Origin of the sequence: Alicyclobacillus acidocaldarius subsp. acidocaldarius DSM 446 (assembly GCF_000024285.1) — a bacterium.
In the GTDB taxonomy this organism is placed as follows: Bacteria; Bacillota; Bacilli; order Alicyclobacillales; family Alicyclobacillaceae; genus Alicyclobacillus; species Alicyclobacillus acidocaldarius.
This window is the reverse complement of the sequence record NC_013205.1, coordinates 576,121-596,514: the sequence shown is the minus strand read 5'-3', so window position 1 is coordinate 596,514 and position 20,394 is coordinate 576,121. Positions and strand designations below refer to the sequence as shown.

The window sequence follows — 20,394 nt, the reverse complement described above, 5'->3', positions numbered from 1 at the left end:
CAGATGGCCCTATTCATTCGCCAACGGCGAATGTTTCTCACAGGCGGTACAACAAGCCACTGCGGGTTGTTCAACCAGGATCTTCTGTTTATCCGGCACACGGTCATCTTCTTGGTCAAGGACCACAAAGACTTCCCACCGAATCCCATTTGGATCTGTCACCCAAATCTTGTCCTGCAGTGCATAACAGCACGTTGTATTCATATCATCAAACGTCGCGAGTCCAGCCTCTTGTAAGCGCCTCTTGGCAGCTAGGACTTCTTCCGTGGACGACACTTGCAACCCAAGGTGATTCAGAGCTCCCACTTCACTATATGGGTGCTCGTTTAGGGCAAAATTTAGGGGAGGCAACTCAACATCAAATTTCGCGTATCCCCTTCGAACACGAACAGGTTCGACGCCAAACAAATTTTGATAGAACTTCACTGATTGCTCTAAGTTTCGCACGTTGATGGCGACATGGGGCTTCCATCTGGACATGGACAACATTCTCCCTTCTCATGATTGTGGACGTTGGCCGGCATCATCAGCTCGGACGTGAGTGCTTTCACCACCTCCTCCAACGCTTGTGAATTTGGAAAATAACACGTCCAAGGACCTCGGGATTCTCGGCGAACCAATCCCGCCTTCTCAAGAACTTTGAGGTGATGTGAGACGGTTGGCTGCGAAAGTCCGGTGACGGCTACCACATCCGCAACACAACATCCGTTTTCATACGCCTCAATCCGATCACAACACGTCGCGATTGAGCCCTTCGCCATCATTTGAAGAATTTGAAATCGACTTTTGTCCGCTAATGCATGAAGACAAGTTAAGACTTCCTCGTTCGTCACATCGATCACCATCAATATTGATATGGATAAATATAATGTACGGTAGCACTACTATTCCAGTCAACCCTGTGGCTTCACCACATGATTAAGCACGCGACGGCAGCGTGATTTCGCTCGTAGAAAGGGAAGGACGGACGCATAGTTATAAAAGAGCACCGACTCTCCGCCGTGCGCCCCTATGAAAGAATCGACACCATCTCGACGTCTCCCGGCTCGATCTCGACCTCCGCAAGTTCGCCCCTCACCTGCGTGTGCAGGACCAGTTTGCCGCCTCGCAGCTCAAGCGTTCCGTTGTCCCCGCCGACGGAAAACGACGAAACGCCCGTGCCCGCTTCGACATCGCGGCCGTTCAACTTGAAGCGCTTTGCCTCGATCGACAGTTCGCTCGTGGCTGCCTTCGCCGCGATTTCGTCCAGCGAAAAGTCGCGATACACCGGCCGACCCGCCTCCATCGCGCGCCCTTGCAGCCGTACGGACGCCGCCTGCCTCGCGTTCCGTTCAGCTTCAGCCAAAGATTCGCGCTCGATTTCCTCGATGATCTTCCCGGCCGTCCGCGTGATCCGCTCGACGCTCTGTCGCATCCGCCGTTTGTCATCGTGATTGTACGCACCCACGTACCCGACGCTGTACTCACTCGTGTCGAACCCGAACGCCTCGCAGACGATGAACGCCACCGCCTCCGCCTCGACCTCCATCTGCTGACGCTCGGGCGATGGTCCGCCTCCCTCAACAACCGTGAACCGATCATCGAAGTCGGCGTGCATCAGCGCGTGCGCATACTCGTGGATAAGCGTCTTCGCCTCCTGATCCGGCGAAAGTCCTTCGGACAAGCTGATCTTTCGTTCTTCCAGATGATACACACCGTTCGCGCCACGCAAGCGCTAACGAGTCTCGTAAGAGACCGGGATCCCCTTATTGCGAATCACTCTCATCAACCGATCCCGAAGCTCTACATGTCGGTCGCCTTCGATCCGTTCATCGAGCACCGGAATCGGAGCACCGTCCGTCTGCGAGATGTCGAACACCGTCACCGTCTTGAAGCCAACAAGCTTCTGCCTCATGACGGGTTCGCCGTGTTCGTCTTCCACCGGCACCTTCTTGATAAGCGGTGCAAGGATGCTGATGCCCCGCTCGCCACGCATGACGTGACGCCAGAACTCCTGCCACTTCTTGTAGCCCATGACGCACGAGGCGTTGGGACGCTGGGCGTAGATCAACATCACGTTGTGGAAGCTGTACCGTGGCACGCGCGCCGCGAACTCCAGGTAGCGCTTGAACTGCTCGCTGTCCTGGAACGTGTCCAACAAGGCATTGAGCCTTTCAAACGCTTCCTGCACTTTCGGGTTTCGACTGTGGGTTACAAACGCGCGCTGTTCCGTCGTCTCGTTCGAAGCTTCATCTGGATTGTCAGACGTTGACGGACCACCGATCGGAACCTCATCTTCCGCCTCCACCGATGTAGGCGGCGCGCCCGTCTGCGCCCACTGTGCAGCGCTGGCCTCGTTGAGTCCCAGCGCCCGCGCGCGCTGATAGAGTTCTCGATTCGGACCATGGTAGTCCTCGTTGGCGTACTCCGCCGCAAGGTAACTTGGCACGTGAGCCACGGCCTTACGTAGTTCCTCTGCCGAATACGACTCCAATGGCCTAGCCTTGGGCGTGATCGCCTCAAGCGCCCCGTGTGTGCTGATGATGGGCGCCTGGTCATCCGGTATGTCCGTTGACACCAACGGTCGCTTCAGAAAGCGCTGGACGCGCTCGTCCGACATGACGCTCCAGCCCTTGGGCACGCGCCCAGTCCAACCGACTTGACGCAACAACCACTTCGCGCACACCGGCCCCGCCCCACGGCGAATGCTCGGTTCCGCGCGAAGTGTCCGCGCGCAACAAAGACAGTTGGTCATGAAAAATCCCCCTCCGACGAGAAAGTGATCTCGTTAGAGGGGGACTTGAAGGGCAAAATTCGCCCGAAAGTGGTAGGGCGGGGTCTAGATGCCCCCGCCCTACTTCAAATGGAATGCTGACGAAAATGGAATGCCTCGATATGGGAATGCCTCGAATGGAACTGCAAATATCAATAGCTGATTACATCATACGTTCACCTGTTGACAAAGTCAACGCGAACAAGCTTTCGAGCTCTTACTCGCTCGTGGGGGCGACGTACATTTGTGTTTGGGCCAATACATCTTGCACAGTGCTGTTCATCTTGTTTAGAACCCATGTTTGTCGTGGCGCACCACTAACTACCTTCGTATCTTCCCGAATGATATCCTCGTGTTTTAATAGATCTATCAATCGACTCGCAGCTTCTGATGGGAGCCCCATCTTGTCGCAAAACAAATTCTTTAAAAATTTATTTCCCAAGGTTATATCTGATTCTTTGTATCTTTCATGCCAATTATGTATATGAACTATAGCTTCAGCGATCTTGTCCCGGATATCTATCGGTGTAGTATCTACGTTTAAGAATGTAATCAAATCCCGACTAATATGCGCATAATTGCGTAGATCTGTGTGTTTGGCCAATGCGGATTCAATGTAAAATAGTTCTACGCGCTTACCTTTGTACATTAGCCGACTCATTAACGGAATCATATCGCTGTCCGCAGTCACTATCACGTAACACGTTATTTCTGGATCTGTATGTGTTAATTCAATTGCATCGATTGACAACTCGATATCTGATGCATTCTTTCGCCCTTGTTCAGTCTTGCCATTGGCATAAACGTGGCGAATTTGTACACGTCGCTTCTGTAATCGCGTTAAATCAGACTTTATTTGCTCGAAGTCCGCATATGCCTTAAATATCCTCACGTTATCTCGCCCATAAAAATCCCATAACTTTACAAATAAATTCTTATCGTCGTCTCCATGATCAGGATGATGACGATAATTGTTATAAAGTGTCCAATACACATTATCATAGTCGACAAATATCGCTACATTGTCCATCTTGTCCTGTTGCTTCACAGACTGAATTGCCATTTCCATAGAATTGCTCAGCATCTGCGTAAAGCTTCTTTGCAGTTCCACTGGAATGACTATTTCTGAATCTCCCTTTACAATACGTTCCCCATTTCGAGCCAGTTCCATGTTTTCAGCCATAGACACCCCTCCTGCGAAACTGTTCGATAAGGTATTGTAAAATCCCTTCTCCCTATATCAAGAAATTTTACATACAAAAAACTTCGTAACGAAATACAAAATAAGATGGATTTGTTAACGAAGAATTGCAGATTGAGACAGCGCCTTCTGTACATTAGTCGAACATCGTCGCCACCGCCCGGCGATACGCCTTGACTTGCTCGACAGCGTACCGATGCGCCGGATTCTCGAGCTTTCGCTCCAACCAGTGGGTGAACTCACGAAGCGTGTAAAGCTGCGTCCGAATCGTCGACAATTCGTCTTCCTGACCGCCGGAGTTCGCCCATTGCTCGATCGATCGGAGGAAGGCTTCGAATCCGCCCTCGGCCAGTTCGCGATTCCGCTCGTTCTCAAGTTCCCGCAGCCTCGCTTCAAGCTCGGCGATCTTGGCCGTGGCGAGTTCCAGATCCCGACGGTCGCGCCGTCTCTCCCCCTCCGCGGCGCGCGCGGCCTCCTCTTCCCGAGCTCGTTCCTCTGCTCGTCGGGCACGTTCCGCCGCCCGCTCCTGCCGGATCTGCTCGTCCCACTGCCGGGCCATGTCCGGGTTCGCCTTGTACTCCGCAATCGCGCGCTCCACGTCCTCCACCCGAAACAGCCGACCGACGACCGTGCGCGTACGCCGCGTTTCCAGTTCCTCGCCCTCATTGCTGAAGCGATATTCACGGGTGACATGAGGTAACCCGAACAATAGGAACTCCCGATGCCGCGCGGGCACACCCGCGTCCATCATCAGTCGCTTGGCGTCCGTGGCGGTGATATGCGTCGGCTGCTGTGTGGCAGCCGACGCAGCAGAGGCCTGACCGTGAGTCGACACAGACACGCCAACTTGATCTCCTGTGGTCAATAGCCGTTGCACCCGGTCGTCCAATGCCGCAGACCAGCCTCGTGGCATCCACCCCTCAACTCCGACTTATCGCAACAGCAACCTCGCGCAAGCAGGCCCAGCACCACGCTGAATACTGGACGGTGAGCGAAGCAGGCGGCCACAACGCAGGCACCCGGCCAATTGGATAACAGGAAAGTTTGATAACTTAAAACGTACACAACTTTAATTGCTTCTCATTCCAAATTAATATACTCGGACATCTTCTTCAATATATCTCTCAACCATTCTATTGGATCTTCGAAGACCACACCATCCGCCCAATAATCGATAAACGATCTTTTATAATCAAGATCACCAGGTTCATCCAAGAAGCCCTGAATTATTTCAATAAGCTCGCGTATCTCTTCAGGTGAGTGTTCCATAAACACTTCTTGCAATCCGCTCTCCGTCGATGCGACATCCTGATGCCAATAACCACCCAGGAAATTTTTTAACCTCTCTTCGAATTCAGCCTTCAAAAATAACCCTCCTCACTTAATTGGATAGGACGTAAGAATAAATGCATCCCCATCTTGGCTATGTTTTACAATTACGACTTTCGATCTCGTCATACTCTCGACAGATGAAGAATTCTTCTGCACTCCACGTCCTATTACTTTTTCATGATCATGTGTAATAATTAGCCTTTGATCCTTCTGGGCATTTGCCATAAATTCTTCAATCTGTGACCTATGAACTCTCATGTTTTCATTCACAGCTCGTTGCGCCGTTTTCAAGTCTGTATACGAGGATGATGGTCTTCCAGTAGAACGAGAGCGCGCAAGAAGCTCTTCGTCTGTCTTTCCAACATGTTCGGAGATAGTATGTCCTCCTCGGACTTCGTTAGCGACTAAGTCAGAATCTACTCCTCCAATGATTTCTCCAACTTCAGTTCCCTTTGAAATGACATTGACTACGGTAGATAACCCCTTGGTCCCGACAATAGCCAATCCAACATCAGAAACCATCTCTCCAATGTCACGTGCCTTTTGATTCGCATCCGCTTCTTTGAACTGTTGTATGTCTCCGATCGCCATCTGCTTCATAGCCTTGTACGTCTCGATGGGGTGTGATACGGCATCACCGAGGGCCTTAATCGTTTGTACAGGATGTTCAACCGTGTGGAATAGACTTCCGAGCGTTTGCTTCACGCCATCGAAAACACCGATACCTACATTCTCCGCGACGGATACGGGAGTTGGATGTGAACTCGTAGTCCGCTCCTCATTTCCGCTGGTGTCGACATGACGAAGCATTTCTCTATCTTCTTTTGTCGCTTCAGACTTGATAGAAGCATAGCTGTTGTGTAAAGCAGATTGATTTACGCTTGAATATTCACGGGAAGAAATGGGGTGTGCTATCTGTGCAGACTTCACGATCGGTGAAGATTGCACGGAAGCAGCGAGGTTTTCACGGTACAACCGATACGCCTCATCCGAAATCGTAATATGCGCCGCCGCCAACGACACCGAAGGCTCAGTCGATGTCTTCGTGTCTCGCTCAGGTGATCTCGTTGTCACACGGTTCGCTTCCGCCGCTCGTGATGCTGATTCGTGATACGCCGTATGACTCGACGAATATCGGTCCTCGGCAACAGCGTAAGGTCTCATGCGGATTCCCCCTAATCCAGAAATGGATGTGTCCCCCTGACGCGATCGATCTTTACGAAATGTTCTCACAGCGTCAAGCAGGAAATCCATTTATGGATGGAGAATCCTTATGGCTAGCCTCTGCGCTGTTCATTCCCAACTCCCGTGCATTTACCTTACCACCAACACCGCCTGCCTCGCACGGTGCAGCACCGCCGTGCTAACACTTCCCATGAGCACGCGATCGAGTCCCTTCCGCCCATGTGTGCCCATCACAATCAGGTCCGCCCCCATTGCTTCGGCCACATCTACGATCACGTCCGCCGGCGCACCGTACTCCCCACGAAACGTCACTCGCCCTGCAAACGGTTGTAACTTTTCCAGCACTTGCTCTCGAAGTTCCTGTTCAATCGCCGACTCCTGCGCCTCAACGTCCATGACTGTCGGCATCCCGATCCCCGTCCACGCATCAGCCGCCGGCACCGTCGGCACATGCACATACACCGCGACAAGCTCCGCTTCCGACCACTTTTCCAATATCTCCACCGCCCACTCGCCAGCTCGCCATGAACATTCCGAGCCGTCCACTGCCCATACGATCGTCTTCATCGTCCATCACTCCAGTGTGGCACTTCTTCACGAAATCCGCCTCAGTTCATGGGCACAATTTGCACAGATCCATTGTTTTCGATAGTAAATGGTTCCTTTGATCCATCGAAAACACACAGCGACGAGAGACGCATTGAGCCACAATGGAATCTCCCTCGACCGTGAAACGCATCGGGTCACCATTCCGGAGATTTCACGCCACCCGAACCTCTGGAGGAATCGTCATCTTCTCCAGTAGATCCACGCGCCGCACTCTCCAGCAGGCTCTCACACGCCTCGCCTCCTGGATCTTATCTGCTTTCCAGTTCGCGATGGCCCCGTCCCGTTCCTGCCTGTGTTAGATTTCACCTGGCAAGCTTGCTCCGTCCGCGTGAGATGCCTGAGCCAACAGCGCTACGACAGTCAGCACAACAAACGCAACCTGAATCACGACCGACACCGCGCCCATGTGGCGATACTTCCGGGTAACGGAAGGACATGGTGTCCCACGAACGGCGGCGCACCACCAGGCGCTGGCCTGTGTCCAAACCGGTGCGCTCCCAGGCCGCCCGGGGGTCTCCGCGGGAACCCTCGCCTTCCGAACACCAAAGCCCGAAGTCCCGGAATCGAGCCCATCCCGAGCTTCACAAAGGCCGCGCCTCCGGAGACCACGAACCCGAGGATCCACCCCGGCCAACTCCCTTTCCATAAAATCCAGACGAGCGCGACCCATGCTCCGATAGCGTTCAAAAGAAAGAGAACCCCGATCCGCGAATGCAATCCAAACTGGTTGACCATGAGTGCCAAGTGGATGTAGCCTACCAAGAACAGCAAGATACCGCCAAATATCGCATCCGAATACCAGCGCCGCCAAGTAGTTCTGCTCCTCGCGATCGGGCACGCGCTGCAGCAGATCCGGATTGCGTCGAATGCCTCGACAACGATGATTTTGGGCAACCTACATTATATACCCGTTGTTCGAGTCGAGATGTGGGGACTGAATACAGCTAGTAACAAACCGGTCTTCAACGGAGAAAACTCATCCTCGACTGTAAAACCCCTTGTCGCGCTTTGCATGGTTCTCCTTGTATAGGTTATTCCACTTTGTTCTTACCTTAAAATCCTACATTAGTTCCTATTCACACTTCATGCACAATTGACCTGCTTGCGTTGGTGAACCGTAATTATTGTACGTATATATAATATTTGGATATAGATGCAACAACGTAGGCGGGCTGATTTCGACATGTGCACCTTGTTCAGCAAGCCGTGTTGACATGTTGCCCGCTATCATATTCCCAAGCTCTCCAACAAAGGACTCAAGCATAGCCCCAGTCAGCTTCATCCCATACATTGCCTCGCTCAATATTTGAAAGACTGGTACGCGCCCTTCTATGATTAACCTGCCATGAAGGTCATGAGTGAGCCCTATCAACACTCCAAGTTCTTCACTATGAATATATTGGGTAATCACCTCGAGTTTCTCTCGTGTAAAACTCACAGGAAAAAACCAACCCCATGGCCTCAAATGTGCAATTGAGGACGTTTGGTAACACGTAGTCACGCATATTCATAGTCATCCTTTTCGTCTACATTTGGTTATGTTGCATAGCACATTGTGACTTGCGTTCTCAATTCCTCACCACCGAAATTTTTGAGTTCGTTTTCCAAGTTCCGAAGCCAGTTCTTGAACTAACGTTGAGTTTTCCTCGACCTCTTGCATCATGGAGACCTGAGTCTGACTTGCGGATGCAACACGCTGAACCCGCTCTGTTTGATCTTGGACGCCAGACACCATGTCCTTGATACGCATCGTGACAACATCCATCTGACGGTGAATTTCATGAGTTAATGCATCAATTCCATGGACGAAATTCACTTGCCGCTCTACATCTTCCGCAATTGCGTGGAAAGCTTGTGATGCTTGGCGCACCGCAGAAGCCCCTGACCCGACGGCCTCAGCAACGTGGTCTGCAGCTTGTCGGTTTTCCTGCACACCATTCAGGACATGTTCTACGACTTCGCGAATTTGGTTCGATGCATCTTTCACCATAGAAGAGAGTTTCCGCACCTCTTCAGCGACGACTGCGAACCCTCGACCCTCGTCTCCCGCCCGTGCTGCCTCAATGGATGCATTCAAAGCTAACAGAGAGGTTTCATCCGCAATTCGACCAATAAGTTGGATCGTTTCAGAAACTCGTTGGGCCTCTATTTCCAAATTCGATGATCTAGTCACGAGGTCATCGACATTTTTCGAGATGAGCTCCATTTGATCTGTCGCTACGTGCATAAGCGCTCGCCCCTGACTGGTCTGAGTCTCAATGTGCTCTGCTAATTCATTTAAGCTTTGTCCGGTTGTTTCAATTTCCACGACTTTACGCCCTGCTTCGTCAACGACTCCTTCTACAGCCAACGCAATTTCAGCTTGTTCTTGAACAGCTGCTTTTAACTCATCCATGAGTTGAGAATTCGTTTTGGAACTTTCACTCGTTTGTTTTGCTCGCAGAGTCATGGACTGAGATGCATTTGTTAAATCCTGAGCAGCTTGTTTTACCGTTTCGAGCATGTCTCTCATATTTGCTTTTGCTGTAGATAACGCCCACACCACTTCATCCAAGTCAGAGTAACGACGCTTCGTTAAAATGCGCTCTCCCAAATCCCCTTCTTGCATGGAAAGCATCTCTGAATGCAATACGGAAATAGGACGGAATAGTACTCGAAGCCTTAATTGGACTAGAATAGCCAAAATCACGATCAGGATGACAACTGAGATCAAACTCCATTCCAGCAAGACATTATGTGTATGGCGCGCTAGTCCAAACATTACAAGGTCTGCTGTAATCGCGCCAGCTGAAGCTCCCAGCCAATAAATAGTCACTTCTCCGCGAACTTGTCGCCAAAATGGTTTCTGAACCTTTGCTTGAAAGCTTGTTTTCATGATTCTCTCACCTCATACAGTGTGACTTCCTTCACGAGGTCTTCAAACGCCGCCCATTCTTCGAGAAGGATCGTGACCAATTTCGGATCAAATTGAAGACCGCGATGTGATTCAATGTAGTTTCGCACCTCTTCAAGAGACCATGGTTCCTTATACGGACGACGGCTCAGGAGTGCATCGAGAACATCAGTAATCGCAACGAGTCGTCCAGGCAAAGGTATGTCATTTCCTCGTAGACCACGTGGATACCCTTTACCGTTCCACCATTCGTGATGGCTACCAGCGATGACCTTAGCGTATTCCACTACGCGTTTGGCGTGTACGTGCATATCATCGAGTTTGTCCAAAACGGATTGCAAAATTTGTTCACCAATCTCGGTATGTCGTTGGATGTATAAATGCTCCACATCATCCAGAGTATTTGGCTTAAACAAAATCTCGCGCGCGATAGCCACTTTACCAATATCATGTGCAATACTCGCAGACGACAGGATCGGGACATCTCTTGGGTCAATCAACTTGCGGTCCGCAAGCTTAGCGGCCAGCCAATTTGTGTATCGGCGCACACGTAATACGTGTGCATGCAATTCAGGATCGCCCCATTCAGCAACCTCAGCTAGCACCTGCAAAAATATATTTTCTATATATTCAGCCGTATCTTGATCTACTTGGATCTCATAGTTTAGTAACTCTGTACGTACCTTGTCCCCAGAGAACACTCTTCGCACCATACACCAATAGCCTGCTGTAATTTCACCAATGCGAACCGGCGAAATGACCATTTCCCCCGACCATATCGTTCCATCTTCACGCTGATTATGAAGAATCCCCGTCCAACTACGTCCTCGCTGTAATGTCTCGTGAATCTCGGGATACCACCGACGATTCCAATCTCCAAATGCAAGCATACTCGGTTTTTGTCCGCGCAACGCATGACGTGTATATCCTGAAACTCGCTCATAAGCTTCGTTCAAGTCGATAATGCGGAATTCCAGATCAGTCGCAAGACAGGGCGCGGAACAGAACTCTGTTAACTGATGAAACGCCTTTTGAAACGCGTACTGATTGATGTCCAGTTGTTCCCCTTGGTTTTCGATCGTAGAATGATACCACTCTACATGCGCTTTACCTGACTGCTTCACGCGTAGTAGTGCCCTGTCTGCTTCTGTGATAAGTAAATCACCAAGAGGTCCATATGCTACACCTACACTACATCGTAGACGAAGTCGACGTTCGTTTAAGGAAAGTTCCAGGGAAGACAATTGACTAAATAATTCCTCCACAAATTGCTCAGCACTTTGTGCTGTTTCGTGCTCAGCGAGAATTAAAAACTCGTCTCCCCCCCACCGAACGCCTATTCCAGGAGATGAAACGAAACGCAAAAGCAATCCGCCGACCTTGCGCAAAACTTCATCTCCAGCGTCATGCCCAAAGAAATCATTGATGAACTTAAAATCATCCAGATCCACCAAAACTGCGATACCCGCGTTGCCCTCATGCAAGTTTAACCATTCTTCAGCGCCTCTACGATTGTACAGTCCAGTAAGAGGATCAAGCCCTCGCTCCTCTTTGTATCGTGCACGAATCAAGGCATCGTGCTCGTACAACGCAAAAATAGTCGATACAATCAATGTTTCTTCGAACGTTCCGAATGTAAAAGGGGTCATATGCAAAACGCAGAATCCAGTTGCAACAATGTTTGCACATCCGTACGCCCAATACGACGCTCGAACCCTGTTGTGAAACACAACATAACCGGCCGCTATGCCTATCAATATCTCGCTTTCCACCGGATCAAAATGTCTTTCATGTATGACATAAAGCGCGGCTGGAATCATCATACCAAGCAGACTGATCTTTCGATTCCAGCGATTCGGTGTGTGCAGGGCACACGATAACGTGGCATACAGTGGCATGACCACATTGCCGACTCCATCGACCCAACCAATCCATATCCAAATCAGTCCATAGGGAAGCCAATCTGTAAAGAATTCATAAACGTGATTACGTCGCAGCCATGATGACCGCATGTTAAGAAACTCCAACGCACTAATCACACCCAATGCAACCCATAAAGCATGCACAGCTTCTCGGACGATCAATTTTGCGAATCCCCTTCCCCATATGCATCTTTCAAATACATAATTTTCAATTCAGGGCTTTGTCGACAGCGCTTATTACTCGGTCAATTTGAAACGGTTTGGCGTCAGGGTCAATAGCCCGAATTTTCTTGATCGCTTGAATACCATCTACATTTGGCATGGTTAAATCCATTGTTACAAGATCAGGTTTGCACTCCTGATAACGCCTGATAACGCTCCACTGCTTGGTTACCGTCGGCAGCTTCATCGACAACTTCATGGCCGTGACTTACTAAGATGTATCTAAGCACCATCCGCATGAATGCTGCATCATCTACTACAAGAATCCTCGCCATATATAAACTTTCCCAGCCATTTATGGATGATAAATGTATTAGAGCTTTATTTTAACTGGATAATTTTAAGATATCGCAAGCCTCCACATCACGAATATGAAAAATGGTCTCAATCAGATCGTTGATTATCAAAGAATCGAGATAAGCCAAGATTCTCACCTCTGATTGACTGACTTGTTCTCGCCATATCTCAGTTTCCTCTGGGAGGCTGGCAATCAGTTCCCCACTTTCTTTAATAGCCTGGTACACTGCCAACATTTTCGTCGGAATACGAATACAATCGTTGCATATACGAATATAAATGCTATATAGGGATTTATTATCTTCTTTGAGAAACCTATGGTATATATCTATATCGTTTTTGTCAGGGTCGTACAAATGAAATGGAGGTGCATATATGCATTCAGATAGTGAATGGCGCCCTCTGTTCCCGTATTTCATATAATTTATTTGAATCGAATCGAGGTGCTGTCTCATTCTATCGAAGAGCACAAATAACATATGGATTTCATAGTCGTCTTGCTTATAGTGACTCGAACATATCCTCTTCAAAATCACCTCTACACCGTACGCAAGATAAACAAGTTGAATGATGCCCATGCGGAAACTGAGATTCATTAGAGTGCTCACATGGAGCGACATATCTTCAAGTAGTCGGTCGTTTGGACCTTCACGCTGAAGTCGCAGTCCAGACGCCTCAAGCAGTGTTAAGTGTCTGTCACACTCTAAAAGAAACAATTCAACATCCACTTCTGTGTTCACCCCGACCGTCTCGAAAGCTTTCCATTCAACGTTTGACTGATAGGATAAGTTGCTTCCTCGAAGGTTCTTTATGGATAATACTGTTGATTTTCTTGAGCCTTTTGCAGAATCACGAGTCCTTGTGCGGCAAGGGTTTTTCGAGCACAAAGAAGGACTTCACCCCAACTTGAGAGAAAGAAAATGGTATCCAGCAAACCATTTCAAGGGGGCGAAGTCCAACGTGTATGTTCGACAAGCGTGGCTCTTTTCCTTCGACGAATGGATGGAAATGAGTCCATGTGAACGACGTGAGCTCTTTTTCTCGACCCTCGATTTGAGCCCGTATGCCGCGAAGCTGAGAAGTTCGACACCCCAAGGGGCAAAGCCCATCTCTCGAGAAGCGATTTTGCGCGCATTTCTCGCGGCACCCCTTGAGGGCATTTCGACCTTCACGCAGCTTCACCGACGTTTGGAGAGCGATTTGCGCTTCCGTTACCAGTGCGGTTTCTCCCTTCACGAATCCATTCCATCTGTCTCGACTCTAAGCCGCGTCTTCCAAGCTATCGTCGACAAAGGGGTTGCGGCGACGCTATTTGCCGAGTTGGTGCGTCAATGTCGTGACGAAGGGCTCATCGAGGGCGAACACGTCGCTATCGACAGCACGGCGATCCATGCTTATGAGCGGAAACACCCACGCTCAGGTGTCCAGCCCTCCAATCGGGCCAACTGGGGCGCGAAGTTCGATGCCTTTGGCAACAAGCTGGCGTGGTTTGGCTACAAGGTCCATTTAGCCGTCGATGCGAAAAGTGAACTTCCTATGGCGCTCACGGTGACGCCAGCGAACGTCTACGATGGAGAGATGGCCATTCCCCTCATGGAAGAGCTTCATCACCACGACTGGCGGATTCGCTTCGTGTTGATGGATGCAGGATACGACCAGACGAAAAACTATGAAGCCGCTCGAGCATTGGGCGCTCAGGCTATCATCCCGATGAATCGCCGGAATGAGAAAGAGCCGCCGGAAGGGATGGATTTCGACGGCACGCCCCGCTGCACGATGGGGTACCGAATGACGTATTGGGGCGTCCATAACGCCTGGCTCAAGTTTCGCTGTCCGCACGCGACAGGCCAGGTCGATTGCCCGCTTGGCATGGCTGCCTGTTCTGCATCGAACTATGGCATGGTCGTGAAGAAGCACCTCGATGAGGACGTCCGTCGATACGCGAATCCACATCGCGGCTCTCGCACATGGAAGATGCTTTATGATGAACGGACCGCTGTAGAGCGCTGTTTTGCACGGCTGAAAGAGTGGCTGACGCTGGACGGCGTGCATGTACGTGGCATCGAGAAAGTCACCGTACATGCGTACATCCACGCGATTGTGCTCTTGGCATCTGCTCTGGCGATGCACCGGACGAATCGTATCGAGCAGGTGGCTTAACCTGATGCTTCGAACCGAACACCACTGAAGGGACGTGATTTATCACACAACAGAAAAGGGTTTTTATGGCATGCGTTATCTTTCACGAGAAGTGTGCGTCGTTTTCGCTCGCAATGGAATCCGTCATTCTGCAAAAGGCTCTCTTAATAGGCGACGCCCGTTTGAACTAATTTAATTAGTCTCTTGAGACCGTTAAGATGTGATGATCTGTTCTGTACAACCTGCCGCTCGAACATCCAAAAGCTCATCGAACCGCGCCCGTTTCACAATTTAAGGTTGTTGATAAAGAGACAGGACCGTCATGTTGCAACACAATTATGTAGTGAAGGAGAAATTCAAGGACGCGGCGGTGGAAAGGCGACGCAGGAATCAGGGGTTTACTCAGCGGTTGAAGTTCGCAATGCGACACGCGATGGACTTTGATTGCAGAGTCGAAAATGGGAAGATGCACTCCCGCACCTTCCCTCTAACTCACATCACCTGCAGCCCATCTGTGATATTGGTATAGTATCAGCCTCACATAGACGCACGTAAAGAAAAGATCCTAAATTTCATTCTTATAGTCAAACCTGAAATAGTGAAGCCAAAATATGCTCGGCCGCTCGTGTTCCTTGTTCTACACAGTCCGGCAGTCCTACTCCACGATAGCCCGCTCCGGCCAAGAAGATACCGGGGCATTTTTGCTTAAGAGTGGCTTCGATTTTCTCAACCCGACACAGATGATGCACCGCATAATTGGGCATTGCCTTATCAAAGCGAGTAATATAATGACGAATCGGGCAAGCATCAGTCCCTAAGAGTTTCCCCACCTCTTTCGTGACAGATCGAACGAGATCTGCATCAGACAAGGTCAGTGCCTGGTCCTGATCTCTTCGCCCAACATACGCGCGAATGACTGCATATTCTGGCGGAGATATATGTGGCCATTTACTGGACACCCAAGTCGTTGCCGTAATAGTCATCCCCTCCGGTCGAGGTACTAGAAAGCCAGACGCCTCTTCCAAATCGATATCTATTGCATGTCTCTCATACACTAACACAACAGTGGCAGTAGACTGATAAAACACTCCCGTATCCGGAAGTTCAAGTATGGGTTTAAGTATAGATTGTGCAACAAACGAAGGAACTGTAATGATTGCCCCGTCCACGTCATCCACGGTTCGATTGCCCCCCTCCGTCTCAGCAGTGACACGATATCGATGCCCGTCCTTCGTGATTGAAAGCACACGCGCCCCCAACCGAATATCAGCACTACGATGTTCACAAATTTGTCCCAACATTCTTTCAATAATTAATTCTAAGCCGCCTCGAACGGACACAAATCCACCAGTCGTGCTAGAAGACCTCCCAACCATTGCAATCACACGGCTAGCCGCAACTAGGCTCCCATGTTCTCGCATCAAATTGACCAAAAATGGCCAAGTTGCAAGGAGAGATAGTTTATCTATCGCTCCTGCGTAAAGACCAGCGAGAAGAGGCTCACCGATATATTCAACCCATTCGTCTCCAAGCCGACCGCGCAAAAACGCACCCAGCGACATGTCGACACTCACATCCTGAACTGGAAGACATTCTTCCGCCAACACTCGCTGTTTTCCTTCGCGACTAAGTAGATTTGATTCCACAGCAGTGTCACTGCATGGAATGCCCATATACCCATTTGGAACCTTGTGCAATTTGCCATCCCGAACAATGAAGATATTACCTGCACTTTGTCGAGCATGAACAATCTCGTGTTCTAAGTGAAGTGACTTTAAGAGATGTATACTGGCGGGTTTTCGTGCTAAAATCGAATCAGGTCCGGCTTCAACTGTAAGGTCAAGAGAGGGATCGTGAATTGTATGCACGTGTCCCCCAAGGCGATTGCTGGCCTCATACAATATGATTTCTGTCGGATATTTGTCCAAGGCCTTGACGAGCGCAAGACATGCGGACAACCCTGCAATGCCACCACCGATAATAGCAACGCGTTTCATGTTGTCATACCCCCAGACGTAGTTTGAGCGATGCGCGTAACTGTCATAATAAGTAGCCGCTTCATCTTGATTTATACTTATATTCCTCGAACAGTATTTCGTGGATACGAAGTTTAGATAATTTGTACTTTCGATAAGTCTTCCAAGTTACAGCCAATATATAGGCTTGTTCTTGTTGCATTACTCGTTTAATGACTCGAACTCGATCTCCTATCTCGTGTCTGAACTTCACGTTTGAAAGCCAGTGTTGAAATACGCGCGACGCATATTCCTCGAGTTGTTGTTTGTATATCAATTCTTGATCCGGCAAAATATAATGAACATCATTGTTTTCATTGTCTTCGCCAAAAGCTAATCCAATTGTTGGGTCCGAAATATACAAAACCGTTATGTTAAAATCCTCTACAACGCCGAAATAACTCTTTAACCCACATTTCGCGCCGCGCGACAGAAACTTAGCTGGAAACTCGAGCGAGGTAGCCATCTGAGCGTCCGACGACTGTGGGACTGGAAGGGTGTGGGCTATCGAAAGCGCGATCTTTTTGAGAAATGTTCAGTTTTGGAAACCCTGTGCACACGGACCCAAACGTTGATCAAGCCGTTTTTTGCGCTTCCGTGTAGATGCTCAGGTCCATGTTCAGCAGCTTAAGAACCCTCATGATCTGAGGATTATGAGGCGTTGCAGGTACTCGCTGCCACGTGTCGCCGACCTGCATGTGCACGGTCGTCACTCCATCCAGCATCTCGAGGATGGCCAACCCTGTTGGACGAAAACTCTTTCGATTGCCTGGCAGCATGAGCGGTTCCGTTTCCCGCTTCATCTTCTCTCGGATGAGATATTCCAATACGCTATACAAGAGCAGGGATAACAGCATGACGAAACCGAACGCTTTCACCCGTGTCGGCTTATGCAGGTAGATGGGACCCACGTGATACGGGCTTTTCAGATACCGAAAACGCGCCTCCACCTCGTGTTGTTCCTTATACAGGCGGAGGATCTGTTCATCTGACACACGCTGATCATCGCGGATGTCGGTGATGAGCACAAACGTCGCTTCCTTCTCTCGCCACTGCTGAACCCGCTCCTCAGAAGGCGGTAAGATCGCCACTTCCACACGGTACTGTGTATGCACCGGCGGTGGCGGGTCATCTTTGCGCGGGCGACCGCGGCGCGCGCGTTTTGCCTGCACCTGCTCGGCACATATGCGGGCGGAGATGGGATGCAAAGTGGCACGGTGTTCGTGCATGAAGGTCTGCATGGCCATCTGCGCATCTTGTTCACAACTGTAGACGTTTTGGCTCATCGCCTTGGCCGCTTTCTCCAGCGCAGCCTTCTCACGCTTGAGCACCTCTTTGAGCTTACGCTCCTTCCGGGTATCCAGGCTGGAGGAGCGCACCACGACGAATCGATACGTTCGCCCGTACAGCGTGCGACGGAAGGCCTGGATCCTGTAATGGGCGCTGTCTTCCGCCTCAGCGAGCCGACCGACTTCTTTCCAGCTGTTTTCTTTCTCCCATGCCGCTCTCTTCAGGTCCTCGGACAGCTTATACGTCCCCGGCAGTCGTGAGATGAAATGGAAGTCTTCCTCCGCCAAAAGCTCAAGGTTGTCCTTCGTCACCAACGCCGCGTCCGCGACGTAGACGCTTCTCTTTCGCGTCTCCTCATCGAGCTGGCTCAGGAGTTGCTGGATGTTCTCGAAATTCCATGTGTGATCGTCCAAGTTCCCAGGGTTGACGTTCGCGCATAGCCCCAGACCATGGACGGTGCAAAGTCCAAACACAATTTGCTTGAGATCAGGCCGGTGGTCCTTGGAGAATCCCCGGTCAATGCGAAACGCTGTTTGGTCCAGGTACTCGCCTGTCATAGAGAGCGACGTGGTATCCGCATGGATGGGGATGAGTTCGTTGGAATCGCTGAGCACCCGGAGTCTGCGTAGCGTGTGGAGGGCGATACGCGCGTATAATGCCTCGAGACCTGCGTCGTACAAGGCATCCAGAGCCCGGGCCAAAGCGTCATCATGGAGATCGTCTGCGGAGACGCCGCTTCCAAGCAGGACTTCCACATCCCGTTGCGCGTAGAACTCCTCCACCCGGTAGAGGGCTTCGCGATTCGTGCCGATATTAACCAGCAACGCCTTGGTACGCAGCCCGACGGACAGTTTGCTATCCGGACGTGGCACGAACTCGTCGATAATCTCTACCCACTTCAACTCGTCGATCAGTCTGGCTAAAACGGGCGCAGGCCCCATGACATACGAGCGAACTGGACCGAACAACTGGAAAGCCTCCCGCACGAAGATACGACGGGCTATCCAATTCCACGTGTGGAATCAAAATTCCTGTCGAAAATGAACACAAGCCCGAAAAACGGGCGCGAAATGTGGGCTTTAAATAACTCAGTTTCTCAATGTCTTCAATGCTATCGACGCACATGAGAACTCTCATTATGACTCTCTCCACCCAATGATACGAATGGCTTCCCTCGTGGCGTTATAAAGATGTTTTGCAGATTCTTGAAACACCCTCTCTTCCATGTCACTCATAGGAACTTCGATAACGCGTTCGATCCCTCGCACCCCTATAACACACGGAACACTCAAATAAACATCCGATACCCCGTGATATTCTGCTACTTTTGTTGAAACAGTCAAAACCGTATGTTTGTCCTGTAATATAGCTTCGCAGATTGCATCGAGCACTAATGCGATTCCATAATTTGTGTAACCTTTGTGTTCAATTAATTCATAAGCAGCTCGACGCGTATGGTCCTCGACGCCCCTAATCCTTTCAGATATTGGCACCTGAACTCCACCAACATTCAAACTACTCCATATGTGAACTTGCGTGTCACCATGTTCGCCTAGCACCTGTGCATGGACACTCCCAGGATCGACCCCCAATTCTCTACCAAGGTAATATCGGAACCTGAGCGAATCCAAGACAGTCCCTGATCCTATTACCCGTTCAGATGGCAAGCCCGAAATATACCATGCGACATAGCTAAGTATATCTACGGGATTGGATGCAACAATGAGAATTCCATTAAAACCATATTGTTTTAGTTTAAAAGAAATATCCTGAATAACTTGTATATTCTTCACCAAGAGGTCAATACGTGATTGTCCAGGCCTCTGAGCCACTCCAGCCGTGACAATTACGATGTCTGCTGTTGCACAGTCCTCATATGTACCCGCGCGGATTTTCGTCCCACCGCAATAAATACTACCGTGTTGCATATCTAGAGCTTCGCCTTCCGCTTTTTGCATATCCGCATCAATTAAGACGACTTCTGATGCTCGTTCCCGTAAATATAGTGTGTAAGCAGTGGCTGTTCCTACAGAACCCACTCCAATTATCACAATCCGAGTCAATCGTATTGTCATACGCTTGGCCTCCCTCGCGCTCTATGGAACGATTACGTAATCTCCACACTTCATTCTGCACAGTGTCCATTATGTCATCGAGCATCAAACGAGTCATTTTCATATAGTCCCAATGAATCAACCATCTCTTCACGCGCAGGTGCGTAAATCGTTAAAGTCTCAAGTGGTGGTGTAAAATCCGTCAGTCCCAATTGACGAGAAATCCCCCATGCGTGTCTACTCGAAGTGTGACCCACCCCCAAAAGTAGGAGGCACGCAACGATGGCTTCGCTCAATAGCTTCACAGTGCAAGATGCAAGATGAGGATCACATCGACGTGTTACGGTTAGAGTCTCAAGTAGTGGTGTAAAATTTGCGGCTCGTTGTTGACAGTGAAGCCACCGTGCGTGTCTACTCGTGTGTGGCACAACACGAAAGAGTAGGAGGTACGCACGATGGCTTTGCTCAATAGCTTCGCAGTTT

At 50.0% G+C, this 20,394-nt stretch carries 18 protein-coding genes and 1 pseudogene; 1 reads left to right on the top strand and 18 read right to left on the bottom strand.

Annotation, left to right across the window (positions count from 1 at the left end; genetic code table 11):
- Positions 1-9: 9 nt before the first annotated feature.
- From AACI_RS02735 to AACI_RS02685, 14 genes and pseudogenes are all read right to left on the bottom strand, one after another.
- Complete coding sequence (locus AACI_RS02735; protein WP_012809951.1) at positions 10-480, bottom strand: ArsI/CadI family heavy metal resistance metalloenzyme; 471 nt, start codon at positions 478-480, stop codon at positions 10-12.
- Complete coding sequence (locus tag AACI_RS17195; RefSeq protein ID WP_081442605.1) at positions 435-845, bottom strand: ArsR/SmtB family transcription factor; 411 nt, start codon at positions 843-845, stop codon at positions 435-437. Before AACI_RS17195 ends, AACI_RS02735 begins: the two co-directional genes overlap by 46 nt.
- Before the next feature lie 164 nt (positions 846-1,009).
- Complete coding sequence (locus AACI_RS16840) at positions 1,010-1,693, bottom strand: ImmA/IrrE family metallo-endopeptidase (RefSeq protein ID WP_245530676.1); 684 nt, start codon at positions 1,691-1,693, stop codon at positions 1,010-1,012.
- 21 nt (positions 1,694-1,714) lie between these two features.
- Positions 1,715-2,734 carry an ArdC-like ssDNA-binding domain-containing protein gene (locus tag AACI_RS15580; protein WP_049763289.1) on the bottom strand — a complete coding sequence of 340 codons (1,020 nt, stop codon included), beginning with the start codon at positions 2,732-2,734 and terminating at the stop codon, positions 1,715-1,717.
- A 235-nt stretch (positions 2,735-2,969) separates the two neighbouring features.
- Positions 2,970-3,935, bottom strand: a complete 966-nt coding sequence (locus AACI_RS02715) for an NYN domain-containing protein (protein WP_012809949.1) — start codon at positions 3,933-3,935, stop codon at positions 2,970-2,972.
- A gap of 154 nt (positions 3,936-4,089) precedes the next feature.
- Positions 4,090-4,794: a hypothetical protein gene (locus tag AACI_RS02710; protein ID WP_148213722.1), complete on the bottom strand. Its 705-nt coding sequence runs from the start codon at positions 4,792-4,794 to the stop codon at positions 4,090-4,092.
- A 90-nt stretch (positions 4,795-4,884) separates the two neighbouring features.
- Complete coding sequence (locus tag AACI_RS17190; RefSeq protein ID WP_394295641.1) at positions 4,885-4,980, bottom strand: DUF6011 domain-containing protein; 96 nt, start codon at positions 4,978-4,980, stop codon at positions 4,885-4,887.
- Between the two features lie 53 nt (positions 4,981-5,033).
- Complete coding sequence (locus tag AACI_RS02705) at positions 5,034-5,318, bottom strand: contact-dependent growth inhibition system immunity protein (protein WP_012809947.1); 285 nt, start codon at positions 5,316-5,318, stop codon at positions 5,034-5,036.
- Between the two features lie 12 nt (positions 5,319-5,330).
- Positions 5,331-6,308: an RNase A-like domain-containing protein gene (locus tag AACI_RS16270; protein WP_218917106.1), complete on the bottom strand. Its 978-nt coding sequence runs from the start codon at positions 6,306-6,308 to the stop codon at positions 5,331-5,333.
- A 291-nt stretch (positions 6,309-6,599) separates the two neighbouring features.
- Positions 6,600-7,037 (bottom strand): universal stress protein, encoded by a 438-nt coding sequence (locus AACI_RS02700; protein ID WP_012809945.1) that lies wholly within the window; start codon positions 7,035-7,037, stop codon positions 6,600-6,602.
- 1,114 nt (positions 7,038-8,151) lie between these two features.
- Positions 8,152-8,454 (bottom strand): chemotaxis protein CheX, encoded by a 303-nt coding sequence (locus AACI_RS16835; RefSeq protein ID WP_245530760.1) that lies wholly within the window; start codon positions 8,452-8,454, stop codon positions 8,152-8,154.
- Between the two features lie 201 nt (positions 8,455-8,655).
- On the bottom strand, positions 8,656-9,954 hold the full coding sequence (locus tag AACI_RS02695; protein WP_012809944.1) for a methyl-accepting chemotaxis protein: 1,299 nt from the start codon (positions 9,952-9,954) through the stop codon (positions 8,656-8,658).
- Positions 9,951-12,056, bottom strand: coding sequence for a diguanylate cyclase domain-containing protein (locus AACI_RS02690; protein WP_041707255.1), 2,106 nt, complete (start codon positions 12,054-12,056; stop codon positions 9,951-9,953). The genes AACI_RS02695 and AACI_RS02690 overlap by 4 nt, the downstream gene beginning before the upstream one ends.
- A 46-nt stretch (positions 12,057-12,102) precedes the next feature.
- Positions 12,103-12,391 (bottom strand): annotated as a pseudogene (locus tag AACI_RS02685) (response regulator).
- A gap of 982 nt (positions 12,392-13,373) precedes the next feature.
- Between AACI_RS02685 and AACI_RS02675 the strand changes: the two are divergent.
- Positions 13,374-14,573, top strand: coding sequence for a transposase (locus AACI_RS02675; protein WP_012809941.1), 1,200 nt, complete (start codon positions 13,374-13,376; stop codon positions 14,571-14,573).
- 563 nt (positions 14,574-15,136) lie between these two features.
- On the opposite strand, the gene hemG is transcribed toward AACI_RS02675, so the two are convergent.
- The 4 genes from hemG to AACI_RS15740 all read right to left on the bottom strand — a co-directional run bounded on the left by hemG (position 15,137) and on the right by AACI_RS15740 (position 19,932).
- The gene (gene hemG / locus AACI_RS15745; protein WP_012809940.1) at positions 15,137-16,549 is read right to left on the bottom strand and encodes a protoporphyrinogen oxidase; all 1,413 of its coding nucleotides are present in this window, start codon (positions 16,547-16,549) and stop codon (positions 15,137-15,139) included.
- A 61-nt stretch (positions 16,550-16,610) separates the two neighbouring features.
- Positions 16,611-17,033, bottom strand: coding sequence for a hypothetical protein (locus tag AACI_RS16730; RefSeq protein WP_218917105.1), 423 nt, complete (start codon positions 17,031-17,033; stop codon positions 16,611-16,613).
- A gap of 109 nt (positions 17,034-17,142) precedes the next feature.
- The gene (locus AACI_RS02665) at positions 17,143-18,843 is read right to left on the bottom strand and encodes an IS1634 family transposase (RefSeq protein WP_041707247.1); all 1,701 of its coding nucleotides are present in this window, start codon (positions 18,841-18,843) and stop codon (positions 17,143-17,145) included.
- Between the two features lie 150 nt (positions 18,844-18,993).
- Entirely contained in the window at positions 18,994-19,932 is a 939-nt protein-coding gene (locus tag AACI_RS15740; protein WP_012809938.1) for an L-lactate dehydrogenase, read from the bottom strand.
- Positions 19,933-20,394: the final 462 nt, after the last annotated feature.